We start from the raw sequence: 24780 nt of genomic DNA, 5'->3' as shown, positions 1-24780 counted from the left end.
TCCACGCCGAGCTGCACCACCGCGACGCCGGTCCCGGCAAACCGACCGGCCTCGACGGCCGCCCCGCCATGATGGTGCCGTTGAAGGTGAGGCGGTCGAGGACGGCCGCGCACTTCTGCGACCACCACGTACTGGAGATGCTGATGCCTGCCCCCGGGCCGACGACCAACGCCCCGCCGGTGAACGGGATACCGCCCGGGCGTCCGTTCTCGTGGCGATTCGTCACCCCGTTGTTCGTCGGTTCGGCGCTCAACCCGATCAACAGCTCGCTGATCGCCACGGCCCTCGTACCGATCGCCCACGGACTCGGCGTGTCGATCGGGCGGACCGCCGCCCTGGTCACGGCCCTGTACCTGGCCAGCGCGATCGCCCAGCCCACCGCAGGCAAGGCCGCCGAGGTGTTCGGCCCACGACGGGTGTTCCTGGCCGGAATCGGACTCGTCATCGTCGGAGGACTCATGGGCGGCGCCGCCCACAGCCTTCCGACCCTCCTGATCAGTCGAGTACTGCTCGGGTTGGGCACCTCGTGCGCCTATCCGACGGCCATGCTGCTGATCCGCCGCCGCGCCGAGGACGCCGGCCTGGACAAGCCGCCGGGCGGAGTGCTGGGCGGCCTGCAGATCGCCGGCATCGCGACCGCCTCCCTCGGGCTGCCCCTGGGCGGTGTCCTGGTGGCCGTGCTGGGCTGGCGTTCCGTGTTCTTCATCAACGTTCCGGTCGCACTCGTCGCGCTGGTCACGACATTGGCCTGGGTCCCACCCGACAGCCGACCCGACAGCCCACCGGACAGCCCATCCGACAGCCGACCCGACAGCCCACCGGACCGCAGCCGACGCGCCCGTGACGTCGCGGCCGCCCTGGATGTCATCGGCATCGCCGGGTTCGCCGCCGCGATGATCGCGCTGCTGCTGTTCCTGTTCGCCCTGCCCGACGCCCGCTGGTACTTGCTGGCGATCTCCGCCGTGCTGTGGATCGCCCTGGTGCTGTGGGAGCTGCGGGCCAGGACCCCGTTCCTCGACTTGCGCCTGCTCGCCGGAAACCGGGCCCTGACCAGTACTTATCTTCGCTACGGCCTGGTCCTGTTCTGCGCGTACGTCGTGCTCTACGGTGTCACCCAGTGGGCCCAGAGCGTCCGGGGCCTGTCCGAGACCGAAGCCGGACTGCTCCTGTTGCCCATGACGCTCGTGTCCGGTCTGGTGATCTCGCTCGTCTCCCGGCGCAACCGGGTGCGCGGACCGGTCGTAGCAGCGGCCCTGGCCTGCCTCATCGGCTCCGCCGGCGTACTGCTGCTCAGCGCCTCGGGCTGGATCGGATGGGTCGTGGTGGTCACTCTCGTCTTCGGCGTCGCCATGGGCACGTCCGGCGCGGGCAACCAGATCGCCCTCTACGACCACGCCCCCGCCGAACAACTCGGCACCGCCTCCGGCCTGCTGCGCACCTTCGGCTACCTCGGCTCGATCGCCGCTTCCGCAACCACCGGCATCGTCTTCCGCATCCGCGTCTCCGACCCCGGCATGCACCTCATCGCCTGGATCATGGTCGGCGTCGGCGTCGTCCTGGTCCTGACGACCCTCGCCGACCGCACCCTGCGTACCCGGCCCGCCCCCTGACACGCCTCCGCGAGGGCACCCCCCTGCGAATGTGAACGGGGGAGCGGGTTCAACGCCTCTTTGCTGCGGGGGTGTTTCGTTCCCATGTCCATATGCCCAGATCACTGGCGTCGCGCACCAGTCGTGCACAGACTCACATCTGCACGATCGTGCACTCGACTCTCACCCCAGGAAGTTCTACGGGCATGCGTACCCCCCCCAGACCCGGCGTTCCCCAGGCGCACCCGCCGCACCTGGTGGGGAGGTGCCGTCCGTGCTCCGGTACGTGACACGCAGGGCGGCGGGCTGGTTCCTGGTGATCGCCATGGCCACCAACGCCACGTACTTCCTCGCCAGTTGGTTCCTCGACCCGCGCTCGAACTTCAAGGAACTGCGCCCGGTCCGCACCGAGGAGCAGATATCCCGGGCCCTGGCCCCCTACAACCTCGACCCGCACGAGCCGCTGCTCCACCGCTGGTGGGACTGGCTGACCAGCGTGGTCCTGCACTTCGACTGGGGCCGCTCCCCGGTCGGGGTCCAGGTGAACGGGGAGATCGGCTACCGCTCCCTCGTCAGCGCCGAACTGGTGATCGGCGCGACGGTCCTGTCGGTCGTCGTCGGTGTCGCCCTCGCGGTCCACACCGCCTCGCACCAGTACGGCTGGAGGGACCGGGCCGCCCAGGCCCTCTCCATGGCGCTGTTCAACGTCCCGGTGTCCATCGCCGCCCTCGCCCTGGTGCTGCTGGCCATCCAGCTGAACGAGCACGCCGGTTGGCACTTCCTGTACGTCGCGGGGGAGAACTCGCCCGGCGTGGAAGGGTTCTGGGCGACGGCTGGTGACCGGCTGCTGCACCTGATCCTGCCGACGCTGACGCTCACCCTGACGGGGTACGTGGGCTACCACCTCACCCAGCGCTCCCTGCTGCTGGACGTCATCGGCTCCGACTTCGTGCGCACCGCCCGGGCCACCGGGCTCACCCGGGCCCAGGCGATCCGCCGGCACGCCCTGCGCACCGCCCTGATCCCCACCGCACAGTCCGTGGCCTTCAGCATCCCGGCCGTCTTCACCGGCGCGGTCCTCACCGAGACGATCTTCGGCTGGAACGGCATGGGCCAGTACTTCATCCAGACCATCAGCAAGAACGACGTGCACGGCACCGTGGCGACCGCCGCCTTCGCCGCCGCCCTGACCGCGATCGGCGCGATCCTCGCGGACATCGCCACCGTTCTCCTCGACCCGAGAGTGCGGGTGAGCTGAGATGGGCACCCCTGTGAGTCCCGACGCGACCTCCGAAGACGTACTCGCCACCGCACCCGCGCGAGCCACCGATCCGCCGCCCACCGGGCACGACGGGCCCACCGGGCACGCTGAGCATGACGTGCGCGACGTGCGCGACGTGCGCGACGTGCAAGACGGGCACGACGGGCACTACCTGGGCCGGCGCCGTCTCTACCTGCGGCGCTTCCTGCGCAACCGGATCGCCGTCGCCGGCGTGGTGATCTTCCTGCTGCTCGTGCTGTTCAGCGCGCTCGGCGACCTGTTCACCCCGTACGGCTACGCGGACGCCGACTTCTCGGCACTGACCCAGGCCCCCAGCGCCGAGCACTGGTTCGGCACCAACCAGGGCGGCAACGACGTCTACGCCGCCGCCGTGCACGGCCTCCAGCGCTCGTTGGTGATCGCGGTGAGCGTGTCCGTGCTGACCGTCGCCATCGCCGCGGTCGTGGGCGCGGGCGCGGCCTACTTCGGGGGCCGGGTGGAGAAGGCCACCCTCGCCGTCGTCCACTTCCTGCTGATCGTGCCCTCCTTCCTCATCCTCGCCCTGGTCTCGCACCGGCTGGCGGGCGACTGGCGGGTCCTCATCCTCGTGCTGACGGTGTTCGGCTGGATGTCCACCGCGCGCGTGGTCTGGTCGGTGTCGACGTCCCTGCGCGAGCGCGACTACGTGCGCGCCGCGGAGTTCATGGGCGTGCGCCCCCTGCGCATCGTGGTGCGCCACATCATCCCGAACCTGGGCTCCCTGCTCATCGTCAACCTCACCCTGGGCGTGGTCTCCACCGTGCTCAGCGAGACCGCGCTGTCCTTCCTGGGCTTCGGCGTGCAGACCCCGGACGTGTCGCTGGGCACGATGCTCGCCGACGGCGCGGGCACCATCACCAGCGCCCCCTGGCTCTTCGCCTTCCCCGCCGGGCTGACCGTCCTGCTCACCGTCTCGATGACCTTCGTCGGCGACGGCCTGCGCGACGCCCTCGACCCCACGTCCACCACCGCCGCGGCAGGAGGCCGACGATGACCCTCGCACCCGACCGCCGCACCGGGCCCGTGGCCGGCTCCCCGGCCGGGCCCACCGAGCCCGCACCCGTCCTGTCCGTACGCGACCTGAGCGTCTCCTTCCCCTCCGAGGCCGGACCGGTGGAAGCCGTGCGCGGCATCGGCTTCGATTTGTTGCCCGGGCGCACCCTGGGCATCGTCGGCGAGTCCGGCTCGGGAAAGTCCGCCACCGCCCTCGCCGTCATGGGCCTGCTGCCGCCCACCGCGCGCCTCGGCGGCCGGATCCTGCTGGGCGGCCGCGACCTGGCGGCGATGGACGACAAGGGCCTCTCCCGGGTGCGCGGCCAGGACATCGGCATGGTCTTCCAGGACCCGATGTCCGCGCTCACGCCCATCTTCAGCGTCGGCCGGCTGCTCTCCCAGGCCCTGCGCGTGCACCGGGAACTGTCGAAGAAGGACGCGTGGGAGCAGGCGGTGGAACTGCTCGACCTGGTCGGCATCCCCGACCCGCGCGAACGCGCCAAGTCGTTCCCGCACGAATTCTCCGGTGGCATGCGCCAACGTGTCGTCATCGCCCTGGCCATCGCCAACAAGCCCTCGGTCCTCGTCGCCGACGAGCCCACCACGGCGCTCGACGTCACCGTCCAGGCGCAGATCCTCGACGTGCTGCGCCTGGCCCAGCGCGAGACCGGCGCCGGCCTCGTCCTGATCACCCACGACCTGGGCGTGGTGGCGGGCCACGCCGACGACGTCGCCGTCATGTACGCCGGACGGATCGTCGAGCACGCGAGCGTCGACGAGCTCTTCCGCCGTCCCACGATGCCCTACACCGCCCGGCTGCTGGCCAGCGTCCCCACCGTGGACAGCGGCGTCGAACGGCCCCTGATCCCGGTCGGCGGCGAGCCGCCCTCCCTGGTCGGCCTGCCCGGCGGCTGCCCCTTCGCGCCCCGCTGCGCGGTGGCCCTGGACGTGTGCCGGACCACCGAACCGGCCCTGACCGAACCGGCCCTGACCGCACCGGCCTTGACCGCACCGGGCGGGCAGCACGGACACGTCGGACACGTCGCCTGCCACCGTGCGCAGGAGATCGCCGACGGAACCCTCGACCCGGCCGGGCGCGCCGCTGCCGTGCCGCCGGCCCGCGCCGGAGAGCGGACCGCGGGCGAGGTGGTCCTGCGCGTGGAGGACCTGGTCAAGACCTTCCCCGTCACCAAGGGGGCCCTCCTCAAGCGCCGGGTGGGAACCCTGCACGCGGTCAACCACGTCAGCTTCGAACTGCGCGCGGGCGAGACCCTGGGCCTGGTGGGGGAGTCCGGCAGCGGCAAGACCACCACGCTGCGCGAGGTGCTGCGGCTGCGCGCCCCCGAGGGCGGCCGCATCGAAGTGGCCGGCACCGACGTCGCCACGCTGCGGTCGGCGGCCCAGGTGCGCGAGCTGCGGCGCGACGTCCAGATCGTCCTCCAGGACCCGACGGACGCCCTGGACCCCCGCCTGACCGTCTTCGACCTGCTGGCCGAACCGCTCCAGGCCGCCGGTGCCGACCGGACGGCCATCCAGGCCCGGGTCACCCGTCTCCTGGACCTGGTGGGCCTGGACCGCACCCTGGGCGACCGCTTCCCCGCCGCCCTGTCCGGCGGCCAGCGCCAGCGCGTCGGCATCGCCCGCGCCCTGGCCCGCGAGCCGAAGATCCTGGCCCTGGACGAGCCGCTGTCCGCGCTGGACGTCTCCGTGCAGGCCGAGATCATCAACCTGCTCGCCCGGCTGAAGCGCGAACTGGGCCTGGCGTACCTGCTGGTGGCCCACGACCTGGCCGTGGTGCGCTACGTCTCCGACCGCATCGCGGTGATGTACCTCGGACACATCGTCGAGTCCGGTGCCACCGAGGAGATCTTCGCCCGGCCCCGGCACCCGTACACCCAGGCCCTGCTGTCGGCGATCCCGGTGCCCGACCCGGAGCGCGAGCGCCACCGCGAGCGCATCGTCCTCGCGGGCGAGCAGCCCAGTGCCACCCGGCTGCCGGAGGGCTGTGTGTTCGTCGACCGCTGCCCGCTGTACCGGGAGGCCGACGAGAGCGTACGGACCCGCTGCCGCACCGAGCGGCCGGCGACCGTCGGCGCCCCGGACGGCTCCGACCACCAGTACGCCTGCCACGCGGTCTGATACCCGCCCTGCCCCGCCCCGCCCCCTTCTCACCGATTCCCACCAAGGACATCCCATGCGCCGGAAGCTCGCCCTGCCCCTCGCGCTCGCCGCGGCCGTCGCGGTCGCCGCCACCGCGTGCTCCTCCTCGTCCCCCGCCAGCGGACCCTCCGGCGGATCCTCCGGGCCGAACGCCACGAACGCCACGAACGCCGCCAAGGCCGCGTCCTCGGTCACCGACTACAACCCCCAGCCGTACGAGAACATCAGGGACGGCGGCACCTACACCACCGCGGGCACCTTCGACGAGCAGGGCAACCCCTTCAACGTCAACGGCACCCTGAACGCCTCGCGGATCTGGGCCTGGTACAACGCCCGCGCCATCACCTACTCGCCAACCGGCGAGGTCCAGTACAACCCGGACTACTACAGCGACGTGAAGGTCTCCGTCGAGGGCGGCGACCAGAAGGTCGTCATCACCCTCAACCCCAAGGCCGTCTTCAACGACGGCACCCCCATCGACTGGCGGGCCATCGAGGCCACCTGGAAGGCCGACAACGGCTCGGACAAGGACTACGCGGCCTCCTCCACCGACGGCTACGACCGCATCACCTCCGTCACCCGGGGCGCCGACGACAAGCAGGCGGTCATCGCCTTCAAGGGCGTCAACGCCTCCTGGTCCGCGCTCTTCACCACCTTCCTGCACCCCCAGGCCGCCACCGTCGACAACTTCAACAAGGCGTACGTCAAGACGGCCCACCCCGAATGGGGCACCGGACCGTACACCGTGGGCACCTGGGACGACCACTCCGGCAACATCACCTTCGTGCGCAACCCCAACTGGTGGGGCCGGCCGGGCAAGCTCGACAAGCGCGTCTACGTCAACCTGGAGAGCGCCGCCTCGATCAACGCCTTCAAGAACGGCGAACTCGACTACGCCCCCGTCGGGACCGCGGAGAACCTCAAGCAGGTGAAGACGGTCAAGGACGCCGAGATCCGCAGCGGCGGCAGCCCCTTCGAGTACGCGCTGTACCTCAACGCCAAGTCCCCGTTCCTCGGCGACGTCCAGGTCCGCAAGGCGGTGCAGGAGAGCATCGACCGTCCGCAGATAACGAAGATCCGGTTCCAGGGCCTCGACTACACGGAGCCGCTGCCCGGCTCGGCGGTGCTCTACAGCTTCCAGCAGGGCTACCAGGACAACGTCGCCGCTGTCCTGAAGTACGACCCGCAGGAGGCGCGGAAGACCCTGGACGCGGCCGGCTGGAAGCCCGGAGCCGACGGCATCCGCGCCAAGGACGGCAAGCAACTCGAACTCGGCTACACCCTGCTCGGCGACGACCCCATCGAGAAGGCCACCGCCGGAGCGTTCACCGCGATGCTCAAGGCCGTCGGCGTGAAGGTGAACGTCAACAAGGTCTCCGAGAACGACTTCTCCAAGGTGCTCAGCGACCGCCGCTTCGACCTGTTCATCTCCGGCAACCGCTCGACGGACCCCTTCGGCGCGCGCTACCTGTGCGACTTCTACTGCTCGGACCGCGACTCCAACATCACCGGAACCGGCACCCCCGAGCTGGACAAGGAGATCCGCGCCACCGGCGAGATCGCCGACCTCGGCCAGCAGATCGCGGCCGTCAACAAGGTCGAGCAGAAGGCCCTCCAGCAGTACGCCTTCCTGCCGCTCTACAGCGGCCCCTCCACCTACGGCATCAGGAAGGGCCTCGCCAACGTCGGCGCCACCATCTTCTACAGCCCGCTGCCCGAGACCATCGGCTGGCAGAAGTAGCACCACTGCCCCGGCGATCTCGCGGGCCGAGCGGCTGCATGATCCTTGCTGTCGTGGGTATCGTTTGAGTCAGCAGTCGTGGATCCGAAGTACCGCAGCATCGGCAGTCGGAGGACCAGGGCGATCACCTCAACCCCAGGGGTACGCACCAGCGCGTATCCCGTCCCCGACCAGGGAGCAGCACATGGCCACCGGCATCGTGAAGTGGTTCAACGCCGAGAAGGGCTTCGGTTTCATCGAGCAGGACGGCGGCGGCCCGGACGTCTTCGCCCACTACTCCAACATCGACTCGCAGGGCTTCCGTGAGCTCCAGGAGGGCCAGAAGGTGACCTTCGACGTCACCCAGGGCCAGAAGGGCCCCCAGGCCGAGCACATCCGCCCCGCCTGACGTTCGCAGCGCGACGCCCCGTACCGGTCTGGTACGGGGCGTTCGTCATGCTCAGACCTGGTCGTGCCGGTTCATGGGCTGTCGGCAGGGACGTCGACCGGGACGTCGACCGGGACGGGACGGGCGGTCATCCTCGGGCGCGCCAGGCAGACAGGCGGCGGAACCAGCGGCGGCGCAGGCCGGTGCGGGGAGGCGGCGGAAGTTCGGCCTCCATGGGGGAGGCGAAGGTGCGCAGCAGGACCTCGGGGGCTGAGCCTGGTCCACCCGGCGGCTCCGCGGGCGGCGGCGGCAGCAATGCGGGCAGGTAGGCAGAGGGAGGAGTCGGTGGGGGGTTCGGTGGGGGGTCCGGCAACGCGGGCGGCTGCTCGGGTCGTGGTGCGGGCTGCGGTGCGGGCTGCGGGTACCCGTGTGTGCCGAGGCGCACGGTCGTCGTGTCCCGAGGTGGCAGGGGCAGGACCGCCCCGGTCGGCATGCCGACTGGTCGGAGTCGTACGGTCGGCCCTCCTGGAGCGGGTCGCAGGATCGTCTCGGCCGTGGCGGGATTCGGCGGCGGTTCCAGGGCCCGGTCCGGTGAGTGCTGGTACGGGCGGTCGAGGTCGAGGACGAGCTGTGCGCGCCGCAGCGTGGCGCGGGAGATGGCGTCGGGTAGCCAGTCTCCGTGGGCGAGCTGCCGCTGTGCGGTGGTGATTCGGCGGTCGGAGAGCGATCTGAGCAGGCCCTCGGCTGTCGGTCGGTGGGCGGGGTCCTTGCTCAGGCAGGTACGGACCCAGCCGTTGAGGTCCGCGGGCAGCGAGGACAGCCGGGGCTCGCCGTGGAGCACGTTGTAGATCACGTTGACGAGGTTGTCCCCGTCGAAGGGCGACGATCCGGTCGCTGCGAAGGCCATCACGATTCCGAGGGCGAAGACGTCGGTCTCGGGCCGCACGGGCCGTCCCGTGACCTGTTCCGGGGCCAGGTAGCCCGGGGTTCCGATGATCACTCCGGTCGATGTCTGCCTGGTCGAGTCGGCCGTGATCGAGACCCCGAAGTCGATGAGTCGCGGGCCCTGCGCGGTGAGCAGGACGTTCGACGGTTTGAGATCCCGGTGCACCACGCCGGCCTCGTGCACGGAGTGCAGGGCCCTGAGGAGTCCGTACCACAGCGCGTACAGCGAGTCGGCCGGGAACGGGCCGAAGGCGTTGACGCTCTGCTGGAGGGAGAGCCCGGGGATGAAGGCCGTGGCCATCCAGACGCCGTTCTCGTCGGCCTCCGCGTCCAGGAGCGGCGCCGTGAAGTCTTCGGGGATCCGTGACACCACGGCGATCTCGCGCCGGAAGCGTTCTTGCGCCTCCGGCTCGCTCAGCAGTTCCGGGCGCAGGACTTTGACCGCCGCGGCCCGGCCCGTGGCCGAGCGCGCGAGGTACACGATCCCCATGCCGCCCGCACCGAGGCGGCCCAGCAGCCGGTAGGCACCCAGCTCCCGGCGGTCCCTGGAGGAGAGCGGCGCCAGCCCGTCGGGCATGCCGGTCCGGTCGTCGGGTTCAGCCATCGCTCCACTTCCCGAAACCGCGTCGGTCGGTGCTCCGGTGTCCCCGACCGAAGAGGATCTCCGACCTGAGCCGCCGGTCCGCCCGGCGGCGCCAGCGGGCCAGCAGCGCCTCGTTCGCACGGACCTCGGGGTGGTCGGGGCCGAGCGTCCGGCGCAGGTCCGGCAGCACCTCGTGGAAGATGCGGAGCGCGGTGCGGACGTCTCCGTCCGCACCGGTCCAGTGGGCGAGCCGGGCGCGGTTCACCAGGGCCACCTCGTCCTGCTCTCCCAGGATCCAGTCCAGGTCGTCGAGCAGCTGCCGGAAGAGGGCGATCGCCGTGCGCGGGTCGCCGGCCTCGCCGGTCCAGTGCGCGTGCTGGCTGCGTGCGAGGAGCGTCTCGCGGGCGTCCCGCCCGGCGACCCGGCTCAGGTCCGGCACCACCGCCGCGAACAGCCCGCGGGCGCCCTTGGGCGAACCCGACAGGCCGGTCCACTGGCCGAGCCGGGCCCGGCCGATCAGTGTGTGCAGGTCGTCGGCGCCGAGCAGCCAGTAGAGGTCGGGGACGAGGGAGTCGAGCAGGCGGACGGCCTGCCGGCTCTGGCCGGCCCGTCCCGTCCACTGGGCTTGGTTGATCCGCCCGACCAGCGTGTCGCGATCCTCCGCTCCGAAGACCCGGTGCAGGTCCGTCACCAGGAGGTCGGTGAGCCGAGCGGCGGAGCCGGTGTCGCCGGAGGCCCCTATCCAGTGGGCCAGCCGGCCCCGGCCCAGTAGTGTCTCGCGGTCGTCCGGGCCGAGGGCGCGGACCAGATCGGTGACCACCTCGCCGGTGAGGCGCGCCGCCTCCACCGGCTGCCCGGCCTCCCCGGTCCAGTGGGCGAGCTGGGCACGGCCGACGAGCGTCACCCGGTTGTCGACGCCGAGCACCCGGGTCAACGCGCCCACCGCCGCCGTGGACAGGTCCAGCGCCTCGCGGACCTGGCCGGCGGCGCCCAGCCACTGGGCGTACTCGATTCGCCCGGCCAGGGTGTCCGGATCGTCGGAGCCCAGGATCTGTGTCATCTCGTCGAGGACGTTGCCCAGCTCCGAGGCGGCGGACCGCGCGTGGCCGCCCTGGCCGAGTCGCCGCCCGGCCTGCACGAGGGATTGGAAGCGCTGCCTTTCGGTGACCGGCCCTTGGCCTTCCGTGACCGGTCCGCGGCGGCTGTCGGCGGCTTCGCCCGGGCCCACCCGAGCGGGGCGTCTGGTCCGCGGGCGGCTGAGGATCAGATTGGCGGCGGTGTCGGTGCCGCACTGCTCCGGTTCCGGCCACCCCCGCGAGCGCAGCGCGAGTCTCAGGTGGGGAAAGAGCGCGCCCAGCGACACTCCCTCGGGACCGGCGTCGTCGACCCCGTTGCGCAGCGCGCGCAGCAACTCGCCGGTGAAGGCGGTGTGCCGTTTGCCCTCCTCGAAGCGGGAGGGCGAGTTGGGCGGCGACGAGACCAGCGTGTACGCGCCGGCGATCTCCAACTGTTCGGCCACCGGCGGGGTGCCCCCGGACAGCCCGCCCGCGACCGCGCGGCCGGAGAAGCAGCAGTCGAGGATGAGTACCCGCACGCGTGCCGGACTGGCCTGGAAGGCTTCCCGGATGACATCGAGCGGGCAGGCCGTCAGGGACGGCATGCTCTGGTCGGTCTCGGTGAGTGCGAGGTAGAGCTCCCCCTTCTTGGACCCGATCAGGCCGTGGCCGGAGTAGTAGACCAGGAGCACGTCCTCGGCGGCTGCCGCCGCGTTCAGCAGCGGCAGCCCGAGGTCCCTCGGCTGTCGCGGGTCCAGCACGGTGATGCTGCGCTCGGGTGCGAACGCGCCCGGTTGTCCTTCGACCAGGACATCTCGGAAGTCCAGCACGTTGTTCGTGATCGACGGTACGTCTGCAGGCCCGCCCTGGTGCGAGTAGTGCGCGGTGCCGATCAGCACGGCCCACGAGCGAGAGGCGTCGGGAAGCCGGAACACGGTCAGTCCGAAACGTCGTCGGTCCGCCGGCCGGAGTGCAGGGCGGCCTTGAGCACCGACTCCACATCGGCACGCGCGACATGCTCGGCCGTCACCTCGGTGCGGGTACCGTCCGGCTTCACGGTCTTGAGCTTGATGCTGCTGGTGCGGGGCTGGCTCAGGTACACCTTGAGCGAGGCGGCGAGAGTGGTGAGCGTGCCGCCCGCCCCCAACGCCACGACGAGGGTGTCGGACCAGGACCCGAGCTCGCCCGGACCGGGCGTCGCCGCCGCGACGCGAACCCGCCCGCGGAACGCCGGCTCGTCGGCCAGCCAGTCGCGCAGGTCGAGGACAGCATCGGGCCCGCCTGCTTCCACCGCAAACCAGGATTCCACCACAGCGATTCCCCCTAGGATCGAACCGACGCGAGTGCTCCGCATCCTTATAGGACGGCAGCAGGGCGCGCCCTGTTCCCCTTGCGACCAAAACGTTATGACTGACCGTCAGAAGATCGCCATGGGATCGGTACAGCAGGCGACGGCGGCGGGCATCGAGCTTGGGCAGCAGGCGGGCGGGAAGACCTCCCAGCCCGCGTACGACATCACCCGTCGAAACCGTCCACACCTGCTACGTGCTGGCGGGCAGCACACCAGTGCTCGTGCACAACGGCAGTTGCCCCATCGGATTCACGGGGCTGGGCGGAGGCGGGTTCCAGCCGCCGGCCGGCCTCCGCGTGTTCCGTCGTCCTGCACCGCATGGCCGACCTCGCGATCACGCGCGCCGCCGCAGCCCGGGGCCGGCCAGGGGTGTGGCCGGCCCCGGGGCGCTCAGTGGCAGACGAGCTTGTTGCGTGCGAGCTCCTGGACGGTGCCGGGGGAGACCGGCGTGTCGCAGGAGACGGTGCCCTCGATCTCGGCGTCGAAGGTGCTGTAGGTGGGGTGGGAGCCGAAGGCGTAGGCCCAGTAGCCGTCGCCGGGGTCGCTGCTCGGGGGGTAGCGGGGGAGGCAGACGTACGCGTCGGCCTTGCCCTGGACGCGGTTTGTGCCCTTGAACACCGCGTAGTCGCCGGGGCGGGAGAAGTTCAGCGTGACCTTCTGGGACCACGTGCTGGTGCTGGACTTGGTGTTCTGGACGGAGAACCCGACCTTGATGGAGACCTTGGCGAAGAACGCGCCCACCTCCGAGTTGATCTCGGTCGAGGCGTTGAACGTGGTGCTGACGTTCTGGACCTCGGTCACGGTGGTCTCGATGGAGCCGGTGGTGCCGGGGGCGATGGTGATGCCCTTCCAGTGCGTGAGCACCGGGTCGACGACGGCGGTCGAGACCTCGTACAGCCCGTACCGGTCCACGCGGGGGTCGCACGGGCCGCCCGGTTCGGCCGCGTGGGCCGTGCCGGCGCCGAAGGCCGAAGCCGCCACGGTCAGGACGGCGAGCGCGGCGGGTAAGGACAGCCGCCGCAGGAAGGTGTTCGCCAAGAGGACTCCTCGGGGAGGGGAGGCGCCAGGCGGTCACACCGCCGACACCTGGCATGCATTTGTCAGATCATGCCCCGATCGCCTCCACCGCACACTCACAACTCCCCCGTACAAAAAGAAGGTTGGCCGTGCACGCAGCCTGTGGCGTCGCCGTTCGTGCGGGCGGTGGGGCGAGCCGCGCGCAGGGCGGTGCGGGCCAGGTCGACGCCGCTGGTCGTGGGCGTGTCATCAGGCAGCCTTTCCGAACCGGTCGCACCAGGTGTTGAGGAGCTCCCCGTCCTCGCCGGTCAGCGCGGCTACCGGCCGGGCGGGACGGGCGTGCTCGCGCACTCGCCGCTACACCTCGTCGGCCCCGGTGTCAGCCGGCGAGGCCCTGACCTGCACACCTCCGGTTGTCCCACTCCGTGTCAGGCGATCCCAGTCTCAGAGTCGTGACGGCTCCTCATGGGTCGGCGTTCAGCCGGCAGTGCTCGGCCGAACCGTGCGGATCAGAGTCTCGGCGGCGGACTTGTCCCCGGCCATTCGGCCTGCTTGGGCTACGCCTGCTCGTAGGCCTCGGAAAGAATGCCCGTCAAGGCGTGGGCGATTTCCGCACGCAGTTCCTCATGCTGCGGACCCAAACGGTGTTTCGGGGCAGTCCGCTCATCTCCGTAACACCACACCGGGCTGTGAAGAAGGCGCGGCGGCTCCCACTCGTAGCGCGGGTGAATGTGACCGTGGAGGTGCTCCCACGAGTTCCCGAGCACCTCGTAGTTCAGCCGACGGAAGGCCTGGTCCCGCCTGCCACACGAAGCCTCGACAGCCTCCCCCAGGAGAGAGAGGTCGAGCAGGAAGCGGGACCGCTCGTCCCGGGGCAGATCCGTCAGGTGGTTCGCAGCACCCGCGTACAGCAGCAGGCAGTACCCGGGAAGGTGCTGCGTGTCGCCGATCACAGCCCAGCCGGTCCGCATCCGGGCCAGCACCGTGGGGTTCTCAGCACGCTCGGCCGCAGCGATCCGATCTTCTTTCCAATCTTTCATGTCCCATAGATACCAGGTCACTTGGCTGCTCGGCGGAGCGTAGAGGCGCCGAGCGGCGGGCGGCAGGACGACTGATATTCCATCACTTCGAGACGTGCCGCCGCGGCGCCCGAGATGCGCACCGGACAGCGCGTCCGGCCTGCGTCCCGTGCGCGCTGGCGAGAGGGAAACCGCGAGCGTGGGCGGAGCGCCGCTGTCTACTTGTCACTTCGTCGCAGCCTCGGGCAGGCGGGCCCGATACTGTCGTTCAGGGGGTCGCTTGAATCGCGAGGCCCCGGAATCGGGAAGTGTTCTTCGCGTGCAGGCGAAATTCAAAGCCTTGGCCGTCGCGACGGCTTCGGTGGCCGCGCTCGGGGTGGGGCATGGGGACGGCGCACGCTTCCACAGCGCCGTCCGCAGCAGTCGATCCGATCGGCTTCCACGCCGGCACCACCACTCCGGTCACCGCCGCCGCACCCGCGGGCAGCAGCCGCTCCGGCGCCGCCGGCGATCCACAGATCCCGAACACCGCCCGGACGGGCTCCTCCCGCTGCTCGGCCCAGCCGTCCGCGCCCAGCCCGCGCAGCGCCTTCAGCGGATCGGCCATCGCAGCGGGGGACAGCGCCTCACCGAACACCCCGTGGTGGCCGCCGAGGATCTGCGCGAGCTGGTGCGCCACGGACTTCCACGGCCGCTCGACTGACGGCCACCCCAGCCCGGTGAGGATCTGCGGCAACGCCCAGTGGCTCGCCACCTGGTGGGGGATCCACTCGTCGTGCATCCAGCCCGGCGGCGCCGGATACCACGGATCGGCCAGTAGGTCCGCTCCGCCCATGCGGAGGTGGACCGGCGGGGCGGCCGGCGACTCCGGCTCGTTCTCAATCGGATGACATGGCTCCGGACTCTCGGTTGCGTGACAGATCCTCTCGGTCGCAGCGCTTCCTCAGGGCCCGGTCGAGAGGCGCTCGCAGGGCGGGCGAGGTCAGTTCCAGGTCACGGTTGTCTCGGCCGTCGAGCATGTGGTCGAGCCAGCGCTCGTACCAGGCCAGGAAGTCGGTGGCCGATGAGACGTTGGGGCCCCAGAAGCCGTCGGCGTTTCCGGTGACGACGCGGCCGGCCAGGGGACCGGTGATACCGAGAAGCACCAGGTCGGTGCACCCTGCCTCGATGATGTGCAGGAAAAGGTCACTTCGGTGAGACGGACCGTCGGCGAACGTGAACCCCCGAGGGCGGCCGGGTTCACCTTGCGGGTCCATCGTGAACAGCCGACATGACGGCAACGGCAGCAGGCCGCAGAAAGGCGATGCTCCGCCCCCGCCCAGTGTGGTCAGGAAGCCTCGGTAGGGATCAGGCAGTTCGATGTGGTGATCGGCCTCGAACTCGTCGACCTTCGCGTCCGGCAACGGGGGTTCGAGGCGGAACCCGTGCTTCTCTTCACCGAAGGAATGGCTTCGCAGCGCGGCATAGGGCACCTTGGCCAGCTTGCGTCGGATGCGGGCGATCCGGGAGTCCATGCGAACTCTTCTCTCTGTCCTCCCGCAAACTACCTGCTCACCGGCAGAGATGTCACCAGTGTGATCGGCTGCCCGTAAGCCAGTTGTGCCCGGCATCATGCGCTGGGACCCTCCCCAAGTGACCAACACGAGCACGGAACTGCGACCCGAGGCCGGATGGGACGGCCCCTACTACCGCGTCCGAACCGATGGCTTCGAGGCTTCCTTCCTCCCGAACCCCGATGAGGCACTCGACGAGGTCTGCAACGTCGATACCGAGGTCCGCCTCCCCGACGGCTCACGCTGGAGCGCAACGATCTTCACCGTCGCCGAGGTCAGCCGGTTGATGAAGAGATGGGAGGAGACAGGAGAAGCGGCAGGTGGACGGAGCTTCTGGTGCTCGGACGGGCTGATCGTTCGAGATCCCGGCATCCGGGAGATGGTGACCGTGATCACCGAGCTGCTTGCTTCGGGAGAGTTCGAAGGGGCCTTCCATCACCTGGATGACTCGGTGTGAGCTCTTGTCCAGTCTCATTAGATCTTGCAGGGGCGGGGCCGTTGACCTGCGGGGTGACAGGCTGACCGGCGACTTCCTGATGGAGTAACAAGGTGTTGTGGAAGACCCGAAGGTGGTGCTGATGACGTGTCTCGTCGATCACGGCAGAGGTGATGCCGCTTGAGTAGGGCGTTGTCAGGATGGCGAGACGCTTGACGCCCGGTCTCGCACTGAAGATGGCAGTTTCCTGATCAGAGCCCGCAGCAGCGGAGGTGCTCAGGAAGGATGTCGCCGCTGACGCCACTGAAGCTGCCGACGGGCAGTCGACCAAACGATCTCGAACTCATCGGCCAACAACCACTGCGGGTCGTGCCCCTCCCACTGGGAGATGGGCAGTTCCGCAGTCAGACCGTAAACACTCTCGTATTCAGCCAGCTGACCGGCACTTTGGGCTTCTTGCCACTCGGCCAGCGACGCGGCGGCCAGCACCTTGCTTCCGGGCTCCTGTAACTCGACTTGCCGGATCACGTGCCCATCGGTGTCCAGCTCGAAGTAGAAGCAGACGGCCTCCTCACCCCAGAAGCAGCGAACCCAGCGCGTCACTGGTTCACCGTGCCGAAGGGCTCGTCGTGCCATCGCCAGCCGGCGGTGCCGTCGTCGTGGATGTGCAGCATGAACTCAGCGACGGGACTTCCGTCGGGAAACGTCATGGTGAGCGCACCGCGGATCCGGAAGTAGCACTCGTCGAGCTGCTCCCAGTCCTCTTCGTCGATGGCCCGCTCCCACTCCGCGAAGAGTGGACGGAACTCTTCAAAGCCGGAAAGTGTCTCGACGTCGGCGTGCATCCAGGGTCAATCGGCGCCGGTCACCGCCAGCTGGGCAACCTCAAGGTCGCCGCGGTGGAGCCGCCAGACCCTGCCGGTGGCCAGATTCGGGTTGCTCATGTCCCCATGATGGCGATCACCGCTGACATTGACGCTGATACTCATCTGCTGTTCGGCGCTCTCGTCGAGTGCCATCGCCATGGTGGCGCCAGCATCCGCTCCGCCCGCGCGGGGGTGGCTCGCTCGGTTGGGTCGCCCGCCGGTTGAGCAGTCGCAGCCCGTCACGCGCCCGTGGGTCAGCCTTTGTCGGGGCGGGTCGATGTGGGCCGACGGTTCAGCTCGACGCGAGTGTGCGCTGGTGGTCCCCGGTCAGCGGCGGCCGGTGGCCAGGATGACGAGGAACTGGCCGCCGCCCGCCTCGATGTCGGCGGTCACCGGCAGCCCCGGTGCCAGTCGGGAGAACCGGTCCACCAGCCAATCCGCCGCTTCCTGGGCGTCCTGCCTGGTCGGACAACGGCCCACCATCTCGCGGCCGCCCTTGCGCTCCAGCCTCGCGGCAACGGTGATCAGCGGCGCGGGTTCGGCCACGTACAGGCGGTCCGGCCAGGCGATGACCACCTTGACCGCACCCTTGCGAGTGTTGCACGCGCGGTGCGCGAGCCGCTCGGCGACCTTGGCCTTCCGGTCGGCGGTCCGGCTGTCAACGCTGGGCCCCCTGGGATCGTTCACCGACTTGTCGGGGTCGACCGGTTCGTCGCACACCCAGCATCGCCAGCCGTCGCGCTTGGCCACATCATCGAGGAGACTCACCCGGACAAACTAGCCTGCCCGGCCGCCACCCCGCGCACAGGGCCCCTGCAACCGGGTGAGCGGTGGTCCACGTTGTTCCTGAACAACGTGAGAATGATCGGGAATCTGCGGCCACCCGACTTTGCCGGCCTCTGGATGAAGGTCACCGTGGTGACCGTGCCCCGGAGGCCCACCTGTCTCATGCGTTCCAGGAGTTCCGTTCGCTGAACGCTTCCGCGAACTTGTCGTTTCTGGTTTTACCGGGCAGTAGTGACGTCACTTGTCGACGGGTTTGGGAGGCACCCAAAACCATGGTCAGGTGATGTTGATGAGTTTGGGTTCTGGCGCGAATTGTGTGGTCGGTGGTGGAGAGTAGCGGATTTGCTTTTCCTCGGCGACCGGGGGTGGGTCGCTGGTCGGGAGGATCGCTCAGGTTGGCCGAACGTGGAGCGCCATAGGATTAGTGGGTGAACGATGACTATCCGTTCGAGAACGGTCGCAACCTCTCGTGGGCACTGGAAGGATTTGGTCCCGCCGGGTGGCCCTGCTCGTCCGTCACCCTGACCCGAGAGCAGTTCCTAAAGGTCAGGGGCCTGTTCGAGATCGGTGATGACGAGTGGATGACGACGGGCGACTATCCGGTTCCTGTCGAGGTTCAGGGCTCACTACAGGCAGTCGTCGAGACCGCTCTGTTCGAGGAAGGAGTGGACTACTTCCTCGGGGCTTATCAGGATCTCCCCTCCGGGCCCTGGCCTCCCGCTGGATGACCGGGCCGTTCGCGGGGCGGACCCCTCCGCCGTAGCGTCTGCACAATCCGTGACGGCGTCACAACTTGTGATTTATCGTCCGGCTTCGAACAGGCGGATCTGGCGATCACTCGTCCGGGTGTTTGGGGACGGCAGTACGGCCTTCGCGTGATCCTGAACTCAACCAAGAGGGACAGGAATTGACGCGAAGGCTGCGATGGTGAGTCTGGTGGAACAGGGTGGGCGGTGCGAGCGGTTCGCGGAACTGTCACGCTTCCGGGGGGTCTTCTGCGACTGCCTGACCGTTCGGCGCGACGGGCTGTTCGAGCTCGCGGACGCGGTGCTGTGTACCGACGGGCCGGTGAAGACTCTGGTGGACCTGGCGCTGGCGCCCGAGCATCGCCGACGGCTGCAGTGTCCTGGTGTTCTGTGGCAGCAAGCGCTCCGTGCGCACCACCACCCTCGCCCTGGCCCACTGCCGCGGCGTCGACACCACTGGCGCGGACCCGGACGACAGCGACTTGGTGGAGCGTCTGTGGACCAAGGCCGGTGTCCGCCTCCACTGCCGTGACTGGCCCCACAAGCGTGACGCCGAACAGGCCTTCGGCACCCGCGAGGCGGACGTCCTCATCACCACCCTCGCCACCCGCCTGGAGGATTGGCAGCCGGCCGCGTCTGCGGGCTTTGACCGCCGTCCCCGGCCCCGTCCCGGACTCTTCCGGGACGGGGCCAGCCGATTTCGTGGGTCCGCACCATCTGGTAACACACTGTCCAGGACGGGTGAGTTGGAACAAGTCAATTCCCTTCCCGTATGCGCCAGTACCTCATTCGTGGGGCGCCGGTCTACGGGAAGTGGGTCCTCACCAGAAGATCTGTGCCGGTGTGGCGAGGGGATGGGCACAGGTCTGGCGGCGCGGACTCGAAAGGCGGCTGGGCCTGGTCGCGGCTGCGGGCCTGCCCGCCTGGGGACGGCCCGCTGACGGGACGACAGCGGCTGTGGGACGGTGGAGGCGTGGCGTGAGTGGTTCAGGTGGCTTGGTCCAGAACTCAACGCCATGCTGCCTCGCGAGGAGACGGCCGCGGTGGAGAGGTTGAACGGGCAGCGAATCTCCGACTCGTAGAGGTCCAGGGTGGGGGCCGCCAGCATTGCTGACGAACCTTGGCGAACGGCATCACCTCAACCCGACTGGATTGGAAAACTCCCGAACCATGCCTCAGCTGCACCGCTTCGACAACGACAGCAAGATCGGCGACATCTCCAACGAACAGCTCCAGTTCCTCAACGACCACCTCGCGAATGACAGGGACACGGAGTTTTATGTCGACTACGACATCCTCAGATCCCTCGCCGCGTGCGGGGCCGACCCGATGCTCATCGGCATGCTGGAGAATTCCCTTGGTCACCAGTACTGGATGAAGTTCACCTGGAGCACCGACGGCACCCACCAGCCGTGGATCCAGGTGGTGCCTGCCCGGCCCGGCCGCAGGGGCGGCCGGGCCTGACGCGGGTCCGCGACCAGTCAGCGGCGCGTGCTTCGAGGTAGGCGGTCCAGTCGCTGGCTGCGCGGCGCCGCCACTTCTTGGTGGTGCCGACAAGAAGGCCGAGCAGCGGCGCGAGCTCACACCGCAGCCCGGACGGTAGCGGCAGGCTCACCCCGACCGGGCGCAGTCGGCCGTTGGCGTCGGGCCAGGCGAGGACGGTGGCCTGCCGACCGGGGTCGGCGGCCGCGGTGATGCAGGTGATCACGGCCTCGGTGGCGTGCCGGCGGCGCCACTTCGTCCAGCCGGAGCCGTACCGCGGAAGATTAACGCCCCCAACGGGCTCGGCGACGACGCTTTGTGCACAGTGGGTCACCGGCCATATAGCTGCCGCCGTGATCGGGCCGGTCGTTCCTTTTCCGGTGCGTGGTCGGCCGGTCCTGTGCGGGCCCGTGCGGGCTGTGGTGTCGGGTGGGGGCGGGTGTCAGTCGAGGGTGAGGCGTTTGTTGAGGGCCTCGCCCGACGGCAGGGGGTCGATGAAGTTGTGCAGGAACGTGAGCATCGCGTCGGTGTCCAGGTCCTGGCAGGCGGTGTCCATCGCGGTGTAGAGGGATTCCTCGATCCCGGCGACGGCGGTGGCCAGGCGTTCGCCTTCGGGGGTGAGGCTGAGCTGGAGGTAGCGGCGGTCCGCGGTGTCGGTGCGGCGTTCGACCAGTCCGGCCGCGACGACGCGTTCGACGAGCCGGCTGGGGTTGGTGCCGCTTTCGCACACCAGGAGTTGCCCGAGCCCGTTGAGGCTCAAGGTGCCGTGCTGCTGGAGCAGGCGCAGCACCTCGGCCTGTGACGGGGTGATGCCGTGCGGTTTGAGGGCCTGGATCAGCAGTCGGTTGCCTTCGCGCTGGGCCGCCAGGATCGCGAACCGCAGGTGTTCGGCCTTACGCATCGGCGTCCTGCCGGGTGGTCGGCAGGGTGGCGAGGAAGCCGTTGACCGCGGCGGCGTAGGTGACCGGGTGGGAGAAGCGGAACATGTGGCCGGTGCGCGGCAGCACGACCTCCCGGGCGTCGGGGATGCCCGCGAGCATGACCTTGGAGGCGTTCTCGCCGATCAGCACGTCGTGGGAGGGGGTCAGGATCAGGGTCGGGACCTGGACCCGGTCCAGCGCGTCGGTGTAGTCGGCGGTGAGGACGGCCCGCAGGCGGGCGCCGAAGGAGGTGGCGGGGGTGTTGGCGAGGAACAGTTCGCGGCTGCGCGCTTGGCTCCAGGGCGTCTGGCCCTCGCCGTCGTACGGGGAGGTGAGGCGGTGGGCGTGGGCGCGCAGCGTCAGCTGCCGGTAGAGCGGCCCGCGGGCCCTGCCGATCGCCTGCATCAGGGCCTTCCACGGCTTCGAGTCGACCGGGTTGGCCGCGAAGCCGCCGGACATGACGAGGGCGCGCAGGCCCGGCGGGCGGCGGGTCGCCAGTGCGAGGGCGATGTTCGCGCCGAAGGAGTCGCCGACCAGCACGTAGTCGTCGAGGTCCGCGATCGCGCTCTCGAGGTGGTCGGCGTAGTGCTCGATGTCGTCGACGCCCTCGGGTAGGCGCAGCGTCCGTTTGGGCGCCTCGCTGTAGGGGGCCAGTTGTTCGGCGCTCCACGGGGCGCCGGAGAGGCAGGGGATGAAGACGAGGGTCGGATTCTTCGCTGAAGTGCTCATATCGGACACGTTACACGACACATGTGTCGTGACATATGTGGTCCAGGTCATATTCCTGGTCTGTTCTCCCTGGACTCGCCCGGCCTGGGGCACGGTGCAGGCCGCCCCAACGCGCAGAAGGCGGTCGCCAGGCCGCGGGCCGCCTCGAAGGCATCGGTCCAGCGTCCTTCGGTGCCGTCGCCGTGATCGTGGCCACGGCCCCGGTCGGCTGCTCGCGCGGCACCACCCGCTCGATGGGGTCTCGGGCGTCCGGCACCGGGGACCACCGCGCCCGACCCGCCGGCCACATCGTCCGGTCGACCACCGGGGGGCAGGGGGGTAGCCGGGAACGCTGTCGGAGGCGTTGAGCGTGCTGGCCGCGGCCGGGGGCGCCGGGATCGTCCAGGCTGCCGGAACGGGCGTGTGGGCGGCCATCCGGGAACGGGTCGCCCGCCTGCTAGGCCGCGGGCGGACCGAGGACGAAGGCCTCGCCCAGGCACGCCTCGACCGGACCAGTCAGGAACTGGAAGCCGCAGCCCCGCAGGAACGGGCAGCCCTTGCACAGCGACAGGAACACACCTGGCAGACCCGGCTGGCCGACTTCCTGGAAGGACTGGAACCGGCCGAACAGGCCCAGGCCGCCGAGCAACTGCGCGCCCTGCTGGTCCCCGCCCCCGCCGGCTCCGCTGCCCAGAGCCGGGCCGACAACAGTGGAGCTGTTCCAGCGCCTTGGCCGCTGGCTGGTCGATCTGGGCCGGTGTCGTCCCGTCCGCGTCCCGGCATGCCAGGGTGCGGTGGAAGCGGTCCGTGTGTCCGGATGGAGTTCCAGATGCTCGCCGGTCAGGCGTAGTGTGACGCGCCCGGCTGCGACGTCCCGGCTGACCACCACCGTGTCGGGTTCCTCGCCGAAGCCGGTCACGGTCACCGTGACGCGCCGCCAGCCGCCAGCCGCCAGCCGCCGGCCGTCGGTGTTCGGCCTCGGGCTCTCCGGACGGTTCGTCGGGGTGGTCTCGCCGTCCACCGAGATCTGGCCGCCGCCACAGGCCGGCCCCTTCTACGCCGCCCTGGAACGCGTTGGCCTTTACCACCTCACCGACGGCGACCGTCAGAGCGTCCGCGGCCTCACCCGCCGCCGCCTCGGGCCCGCCGCGTTGTGCCAGGTCATGGGCTGGTTGGAGCGCCCCTGGCTTTGTCCACGAGTCGTCGAGTCGTGGCGCCGGTTGTTCACGGGGGTGGGGGGCGTCCCGGACCGCGGTCGGGCTGACCCGGGGTCCAGGGTGGGGTGTTCCCGGTGGGTGTGTCCCGGTGTCGTGGCCGGCACGTGGGTGGCTGGTCTGCCCTGCGGGCGGGGGTGGGTCGGCGGGTTGTCAGCGCAGCTGGCTGAACCAGTGCACGATGGCCGTCGTGCCGGCGATGTTGGAGCCGAGGTGTCTGGAGCCCGCGAAGTCGGGGGTGCCGAGGTCGATGACCGTCGTGTTCACGCCGTGCGATCGCAGGGTGGCCTCGCAGTGGTCGGTGTTGGTGTTGGCCGCCTGTTCGTCCGCGTCGGCCGTGTACAGGCGGACCGGGACGTGTGGTGCCCAGTCGCAGGTGCTGTCGGCCACCCGAAGTGCTTTGGCCAGCGGGCCGGTCGGGTGGCGCAGCATGTCGAAGCCGTGTGGGGTGAGCAGTGCGTCGATGGTGTCGGGTGTGCCGGCGAAGAGTTGCGGGCCGGTGTGCGAACCGTCGAACAGTGTCTCGACCGTGCTGTCGTACGGGGCTTGGAAGACCTCGTCGGGGGAGTCGTAGAGGTGGTGCAGCCGGTTCCAGGCGACAAGGAGGTATGCCGTGTACAGCACGCTTGATTTCGGGTCGAGAGTGCCGTCGAGCAGTGCCGGCAGTTCGGCGTGCTGGAAGTCGTAGGCGCCGCTGACCGGTGCGACGGCTTGGAGTCGGAACCACGGGTCGTCGCCGGCCTGGAGTGCCCGTGCGAGTCCCATCGCCGCAGAGGCGCCCTGGGAGAACCCGGTGACCAGCACGTCGTGTCCCAGTGCCCGGCCCGTACGCGGGACAAAGGCGCGGGCTGCCCGGAGCATGTCCAGGGAGGCGGTGGTCTCCGACGGCACGTCCATCCAGGGGTGGAGTCCCGGGCCGGCGCCCAGGCCGATGTAGTCCGGGGCGACGGCGGCGAACCCGGCGGACGCGTACGTGATGGCGGGTGAGGACACGAATCCGGCCTTGACCATGGAGGACGGGGCATCGGAGCGGTGACTGGCCGTGCCGTGGGTGAATGACACCGTCCGCAGCTCGCGTTCGCCGCCGCGGGGCAGTACCAGCAGTCCGCTGGCGGTGATCGGCCGGCCGCCGGGGTCCACGGTGCGGTACACCAGCCGGTAGGCGTCCACTCCGAACCGGACCGTACCCGTGTCATACCCGGCGGCGGCCAGTGCCGCGGCGGCGTCCTCCTTCGCGGCCAGGGTGGTCGTCTGCTGGACGGAGACCAGCCGTCCGCGATCGCTTCGGTGCACCGTGTCCGCCGAGGCGGCTCCCGCAGTCGCAGTCGCAGTCGCGGTGGCCAGGACGGCCAGGACTGTCCCGACGTTCAGCCGGCGAAGCACGGGCCGTAGCGTGCCTGCTAAGTGGGTGGATTTCATGTCGCCGACGCTACGTACGTCGCCCTCGTGCCACAGTCCGGCCAGCGGGCGTATCCGTCCTGGGGCTAGCCCTACCGCGGCACCGTGCGCGAGCCGGGGGGAACTGGCGAGGGCCGGCTGACCACCAGGGCTCCAACTCGACGTCCCTGCGCCCTCCTTAGGTTCTGGGCCGTCGCTCGGGACGCCTGTCGGTGGCAGGGGTGATCGCTATGCGGCCGTAACCGACTCGAAGCCCTCGGCCGTAACCGACTCGAGCGACTCCGGTACTGAACCGACACCCTCGACGGATTCATAACCGGCACCGGCCTGACCCTCGACACCCCGACATCACCCCGACATCACCCTGACGGGCCGAAGTCGGTAGAGATCAAGCCAGGAGGGTGGTGGCCAGGGTCCGGGACCGCAGGCCGCCCCCCGCGGGGGGGGGGGGGGGGCCCGCGCCGGGGGGGGGGCGGGGGGGGGGGGGGTTTAAAAAAAACGACACCCCCAAACAGACACACAAATCGGATTGTCGGGGGTGGGTGTGTGAG

General features: G+C 69.9%; 24 protein-coding genes and 1 pseudogene. 10 read left to right on the top strand and 15 right to left on the bottom strand.

Annotated features, from left to right (window positions below; genetic code table 11):
- Positions 1 to 86: 86 nt before the first annotated feature.
- From ACFV6D_RS25265 to ACFV6D_RS25240, 6 genes are all read left to right on the top strand, one after another.
- The gene (locus ACFV6D_RS25265; protein ID WP_380561223.1) at positions 87 to 1610 is read left to right on the top strand and encodes an MFS transporter; all 1524 of its coding nucleotides are present in this window, start codon (positions 87 to 89) and stop codon (positions 1608 to 1610) included.
- A gap of 253 nt (positions 1611 to 1863) precedes the next feature.
- Positions 1864 to 2847, top strand: coding sequence for an ABC transporter permease (locus tag ACFV6D_RS25260; protein ID WP_380561197.1), 984 nt, complete (start codon positions 1864 to 1866; stop codon positions 2845 to 2847).
- A gap of 121 nt (positions 2848 to 2968) precedes the next feature.
- A complete protein-coding gene (locus ACFV6D_RS25255) occupies positions 2969 to 3883 on the top strand; it encodes an ABC transporter permease (protein ID WP_380561196.1) in 915 nt (304 codons plus the stop codon).
- A complete protein-coding gene (locus ACFV6D_RS25250; RefSeq protein WP_380561195.1) occupies positions 3880 to 6021 on the top strand; it encodes a dipeptide ABC transporter ATP-binding protein in 2142 nt (713 codons plus the stop codon). Before ACFV6D_RS25255 ends, ACFV6D_RS25250 begins: the two co-directional genes overlap by 4 nt.
- A gap of 55 nt (positions 6022 to 6076) precedes the next feature.
- Positions 6077 to 7783 (top strand): ABC transporter family substrate-binding protein, encoded by a 1707-nt coding sequence (locus ACFV6D_RS25245; RefSeq protein WP_380561194.1) that lies wholly within the window; start codon positions 6077 to 6079, stop codon positions 7781 to 7783.
- Between the two features lie 184 nt (positions 7784 to 7967).
- Positions 7968 to 8171 (top strand): cold-shock protein, encoded by a 204-nt coding sequence (locus ACFV6D_RS25240; RefSeq protein WP_063352633.1) that lies wholly within the window; start codon positions 7968 to 7970, stop codon positions 8169 to 8171.
- A 127-nt stretch (positions 8172 to 8298) separates the two neighbouring features.
- Here the strand turns inward: ACFV6D_RS25240 and ACFV6D_RS25235 are convergent, their stop codons facing one another.
- The 7 genes from ACFV6D_RS25235 to ACFV6D_RS25205 form a co-directional block, all read right to left on the bottom strand.
- A complete protein-coding gene (locus ACFV6D_RS25235; RefSeq protein ID WP_380561193.1) occupies positions 8299 to 9699 on the bottom strand; it encodes a serine/threonine-protein kinase in 1401 nt (466 codons plus the stop codon).
- Positions 9692 to 11632: a tetratricopeptide repeat protein gene (locus tag ACFV6D_RS25230; protein WP_380561192.1), complete on the bottom strand. Its 1941-nt coding sequence runs from the start codon at positions 11630 to 11632 to the stop codon at positions 9692 to 9694. The genes ACFV6D_RS25235 and ACFV6D_RS25230 overlap by 8 nt, the downstream gene beginning before the upstream one ends.
- Before the next feature lie 38 nt (positions 11633 to 11670).
- Positions 11671 to 12045, bottom strand: a complete 375-nt coding sequence (locus tag ACFV6D_RS25225) for a hypothetical protein (protein WP_380561191.1) — start codon at positions 12043 to 12045, stop codon at positions 11671 to 11673.
- A gap of 429 nt (positions 12046 to 12474) precedes the next feature.
- Positions 12475 to 13122 carry a hypothetical protein gene (locus tag ACFV6D_RS25220; RefSeq protein ID WP_063352637.1) on the bottom strand — a complete coding sequence of 216 codons (648 nt, stop codon included), beginning with the start codon at positions 13120 to 13122 and terminating at the stop codon, positions 12475 to 12477.
- Between the two features lie 536 nt (positions 13123 to 13658).
- Positions 13659 to 14141 carry an HIT family protein gene (locus ACFV6D_RS25215; RefSeq protein ID WP_380486421.1) on the bottom strand — a complete coding sequence of 161 codons (483 nt, stop codon included), beginning with the start codon at positions 14139 to 14141 and terminating at the stop codon, positions 13659 to 13661.
- Positions 14142 to 14388: 247 nt separating this feature from the next.
- Positions 14389 to 14955 carry an HD domain-containing protein gene (locus tag ACFV6D_RS25210; RefSeq protein ID WP_380561190.1) on the bottom strand — a complete coding sequence of 189 codons (567 nt, stop codon included), beginning with the start codon at positions 14953 to 14955 and terminating at the stop codon, positions 14389 to 14391.
- A gap of 43 nt (positions 14956 to 14998) precedes the next feature.
- A complete protein-coding gene (locus ACFV6D_RS25205; protein ID WP_380561189.1) occupies positions 14999 to 15634 on the bottom strand; it encodes an SMI1/KNR4 family protein in 636 nt (211 codons plus the stop codon).
- Positions 15635 to 15731: 97 nt separating this feature from the next.
- Here ACFV6D_RS25205 and ACFV6D_RS25200 point away from each other — a divergent pair, with 97 nt between their 5' ends.
- Entirely contained in the window at positions 15732 to 16130 is a 399-nt protein-coding gene (locus tag ACFV6D_RS25200; RefSeq protein ID WP_380561222.1) for a hypothetical protein, read from the top strand.
- Positions 16131 to 16385: 255 nt separating this feature from the next.
- Here the strand turns inward: ACFV6D_RS25200 and ACFV6D_RS25195 are convergent, their stop codons facing one another.
- The 4 genes from ACFV6D_RS25195 to ACFV6D_RS25180 all read right to left on the bottom strand — a co-directional run bounded on the left by ACFV6D_RS25195 (position 16386) and on the right by ACFV6D_RS25180 (position 17743).
- Entirely contained in the window at positions 16386 to 16712 is a 327-nt protein-coding gene (locus tag ACFV6D_RS25195; protein WP_380561188.1) for a hypothetical protein, read from the bottom strand.
- Positions 16709 to 16954 (bottom strand): hypothetical protein, encoded by a 246-nt coding sequence (locus ACFV6D_RS25190; protein ID WP_380561187.1) that lies wholly within the window; start codon positions 16952 to 16954, stop codon positions 16709 to 16711. The genes ACFV6D_RS25195 and ACFV6D_RS25190 overlap by 4 nt, the downstream gene beginning before the upstream one ends.
- Before the next feature lie 6 nt (positions 16955 to 16960).
- On the bottom strand, positions 16961 to 17134 hold the full coding sequence (locus tag ACFV6D_RS25185) for a hypothetical protein (RefSeq protein WP_380561186.1): 174 nt from the start codon (positions 17132 to 17134) through the stop codon (positions 16961 to 16963).
- A gap of 168 nt (positions 17135 to 17302) precedes the next feature.
- Positions 17303 to 17743: a hypothetical protein gene (locus ACFV6D_RS25180; RefSeq protein ID WP_380561185.1), complete on the bottom strand. Its 441-nt coding sequence runs from the start codon at positions 17741 to 17743 to the stop codon at positions 17303 to 17305.
- Positions 17744 to 18189: 446 nt separating this feature from the next.
- Here ACFV6D_RS25180 and ACFV6D_RS25175 point away from each other — a divergent pair, with 446 nt between their 5' ends.
- The 3 genes and pseudogenes from ACFV6D_RS25175 to ACFV6D_RS25165 all read left to right on the top strand — a co-directional run bounded on the left by ACFV6D_RS25175 (position 18190) and on the right by ACFV6D_RS25165 (position 19971).
- Positions 18190 to 18489, top strand: coding sequence for a hypothetical protein (locus ACFV6D_RS25175; RefSeq protein ID WP_380561184.1), 300 nt, complete (start codon positions 18190 to 18192; stop codon positions 18487 to 18489).
- Positions 18490 to 18685: 196 nt separating this feature from the next.
- Positions 18686 to 18874 (top strand): annotated as a pseudogene (locus ACFV6D_RS25170) (transposase); the annotation flags it as partial.
- Between the two features lie 803 nt (positions 18875 to 19677).
- Positions 19678 to 19971: a hypothetical protein gene (locus tag ACFV6D_RS25165; protein ID WP_380424154.1), complete on the top strand. Its 294-nt coding sequence runs from the start codon at positions 19678 to 19680 to the stop codon at positions 19969 to 19971.
- A gap of 460 nt (positions 19972 to 20431) precedes the next feature.
- On the opposite strand, the gene ACFV6D_RS25160 is transcribed toward ACFV6D_RS25165, so the two are convergent.
- From ACFV6D_RS25160 to ACFV6D_RS25145, 4 genes are all read right to left on the bottom strand, one after another.
- The gene (locus ACFV6D_RS25160) at positions 20432 to 20890 is read right to left on the bottom strand and encodes a MarR family winged helix-turn-helix transcriptional regulator (RefSeq protein ID WP_380561183.1); all 459 of its coding nucleotides are present in this window, start codon (positions 20888 to 20890) and stop codon (positions 20432 to 20434) included.
- Positions 20883 to 21638 (bottom strand): alpha/beta fold hydrolase, encoded by a 756-nt coding sequence (locus ACFV6D_RS25155; RefSeq protein WP_380561182.1) that lies wholly within the window; start codon positions 21636 to 21638, stop codon positions 20883 to 20885. Before ACFV6D_RS25155 ends, ACFV6D_RS25160 begins: the two co-directional genes overlap by 8 nt.
- Positions 21639 to 22074: 436 nt before the next feature.
- On the bottom strand, positions 22075 to 22638 hold the full coding sequence (locus tag ACFV6D_RS25150) for a hypothetical protein (protein ID WP_380561181.1): 564 nt from the start codon (positions 22636 to 22638) through the stop codon (positions 22075 to 22077).
- A 346-nt stretch (positions 22639 to 22984) separates the two neighbouring features.
- Positions 22985 to 24214 carry an alpha/beta hydrolase family protein gene (locus ACFV6D_RS25145; RefSeq protein WP_380561180.1) on the bottom strand — a complete coding sequence of 410 codons (1230 nt, stop codon included), beginning with the start codon at positions 24212 to 24214 and terminating at the stop codon, positions 22985 to 22987.
- Between the last annotated feature and the right edge of the window lie 566 nt (positions 24215 to 24780).

The organism is Kitasatospora sp. NPDC059812 (assembly GCF_042732075.1).
Lineage (GTDB): Bacteria > Actinomycetota > Actinomycetes > Streptomycetales > Streptomycetaceae > Kitasatospora.
This window is presented reverse-complemented; position numbering and strand designations above follow the sequence as displayed.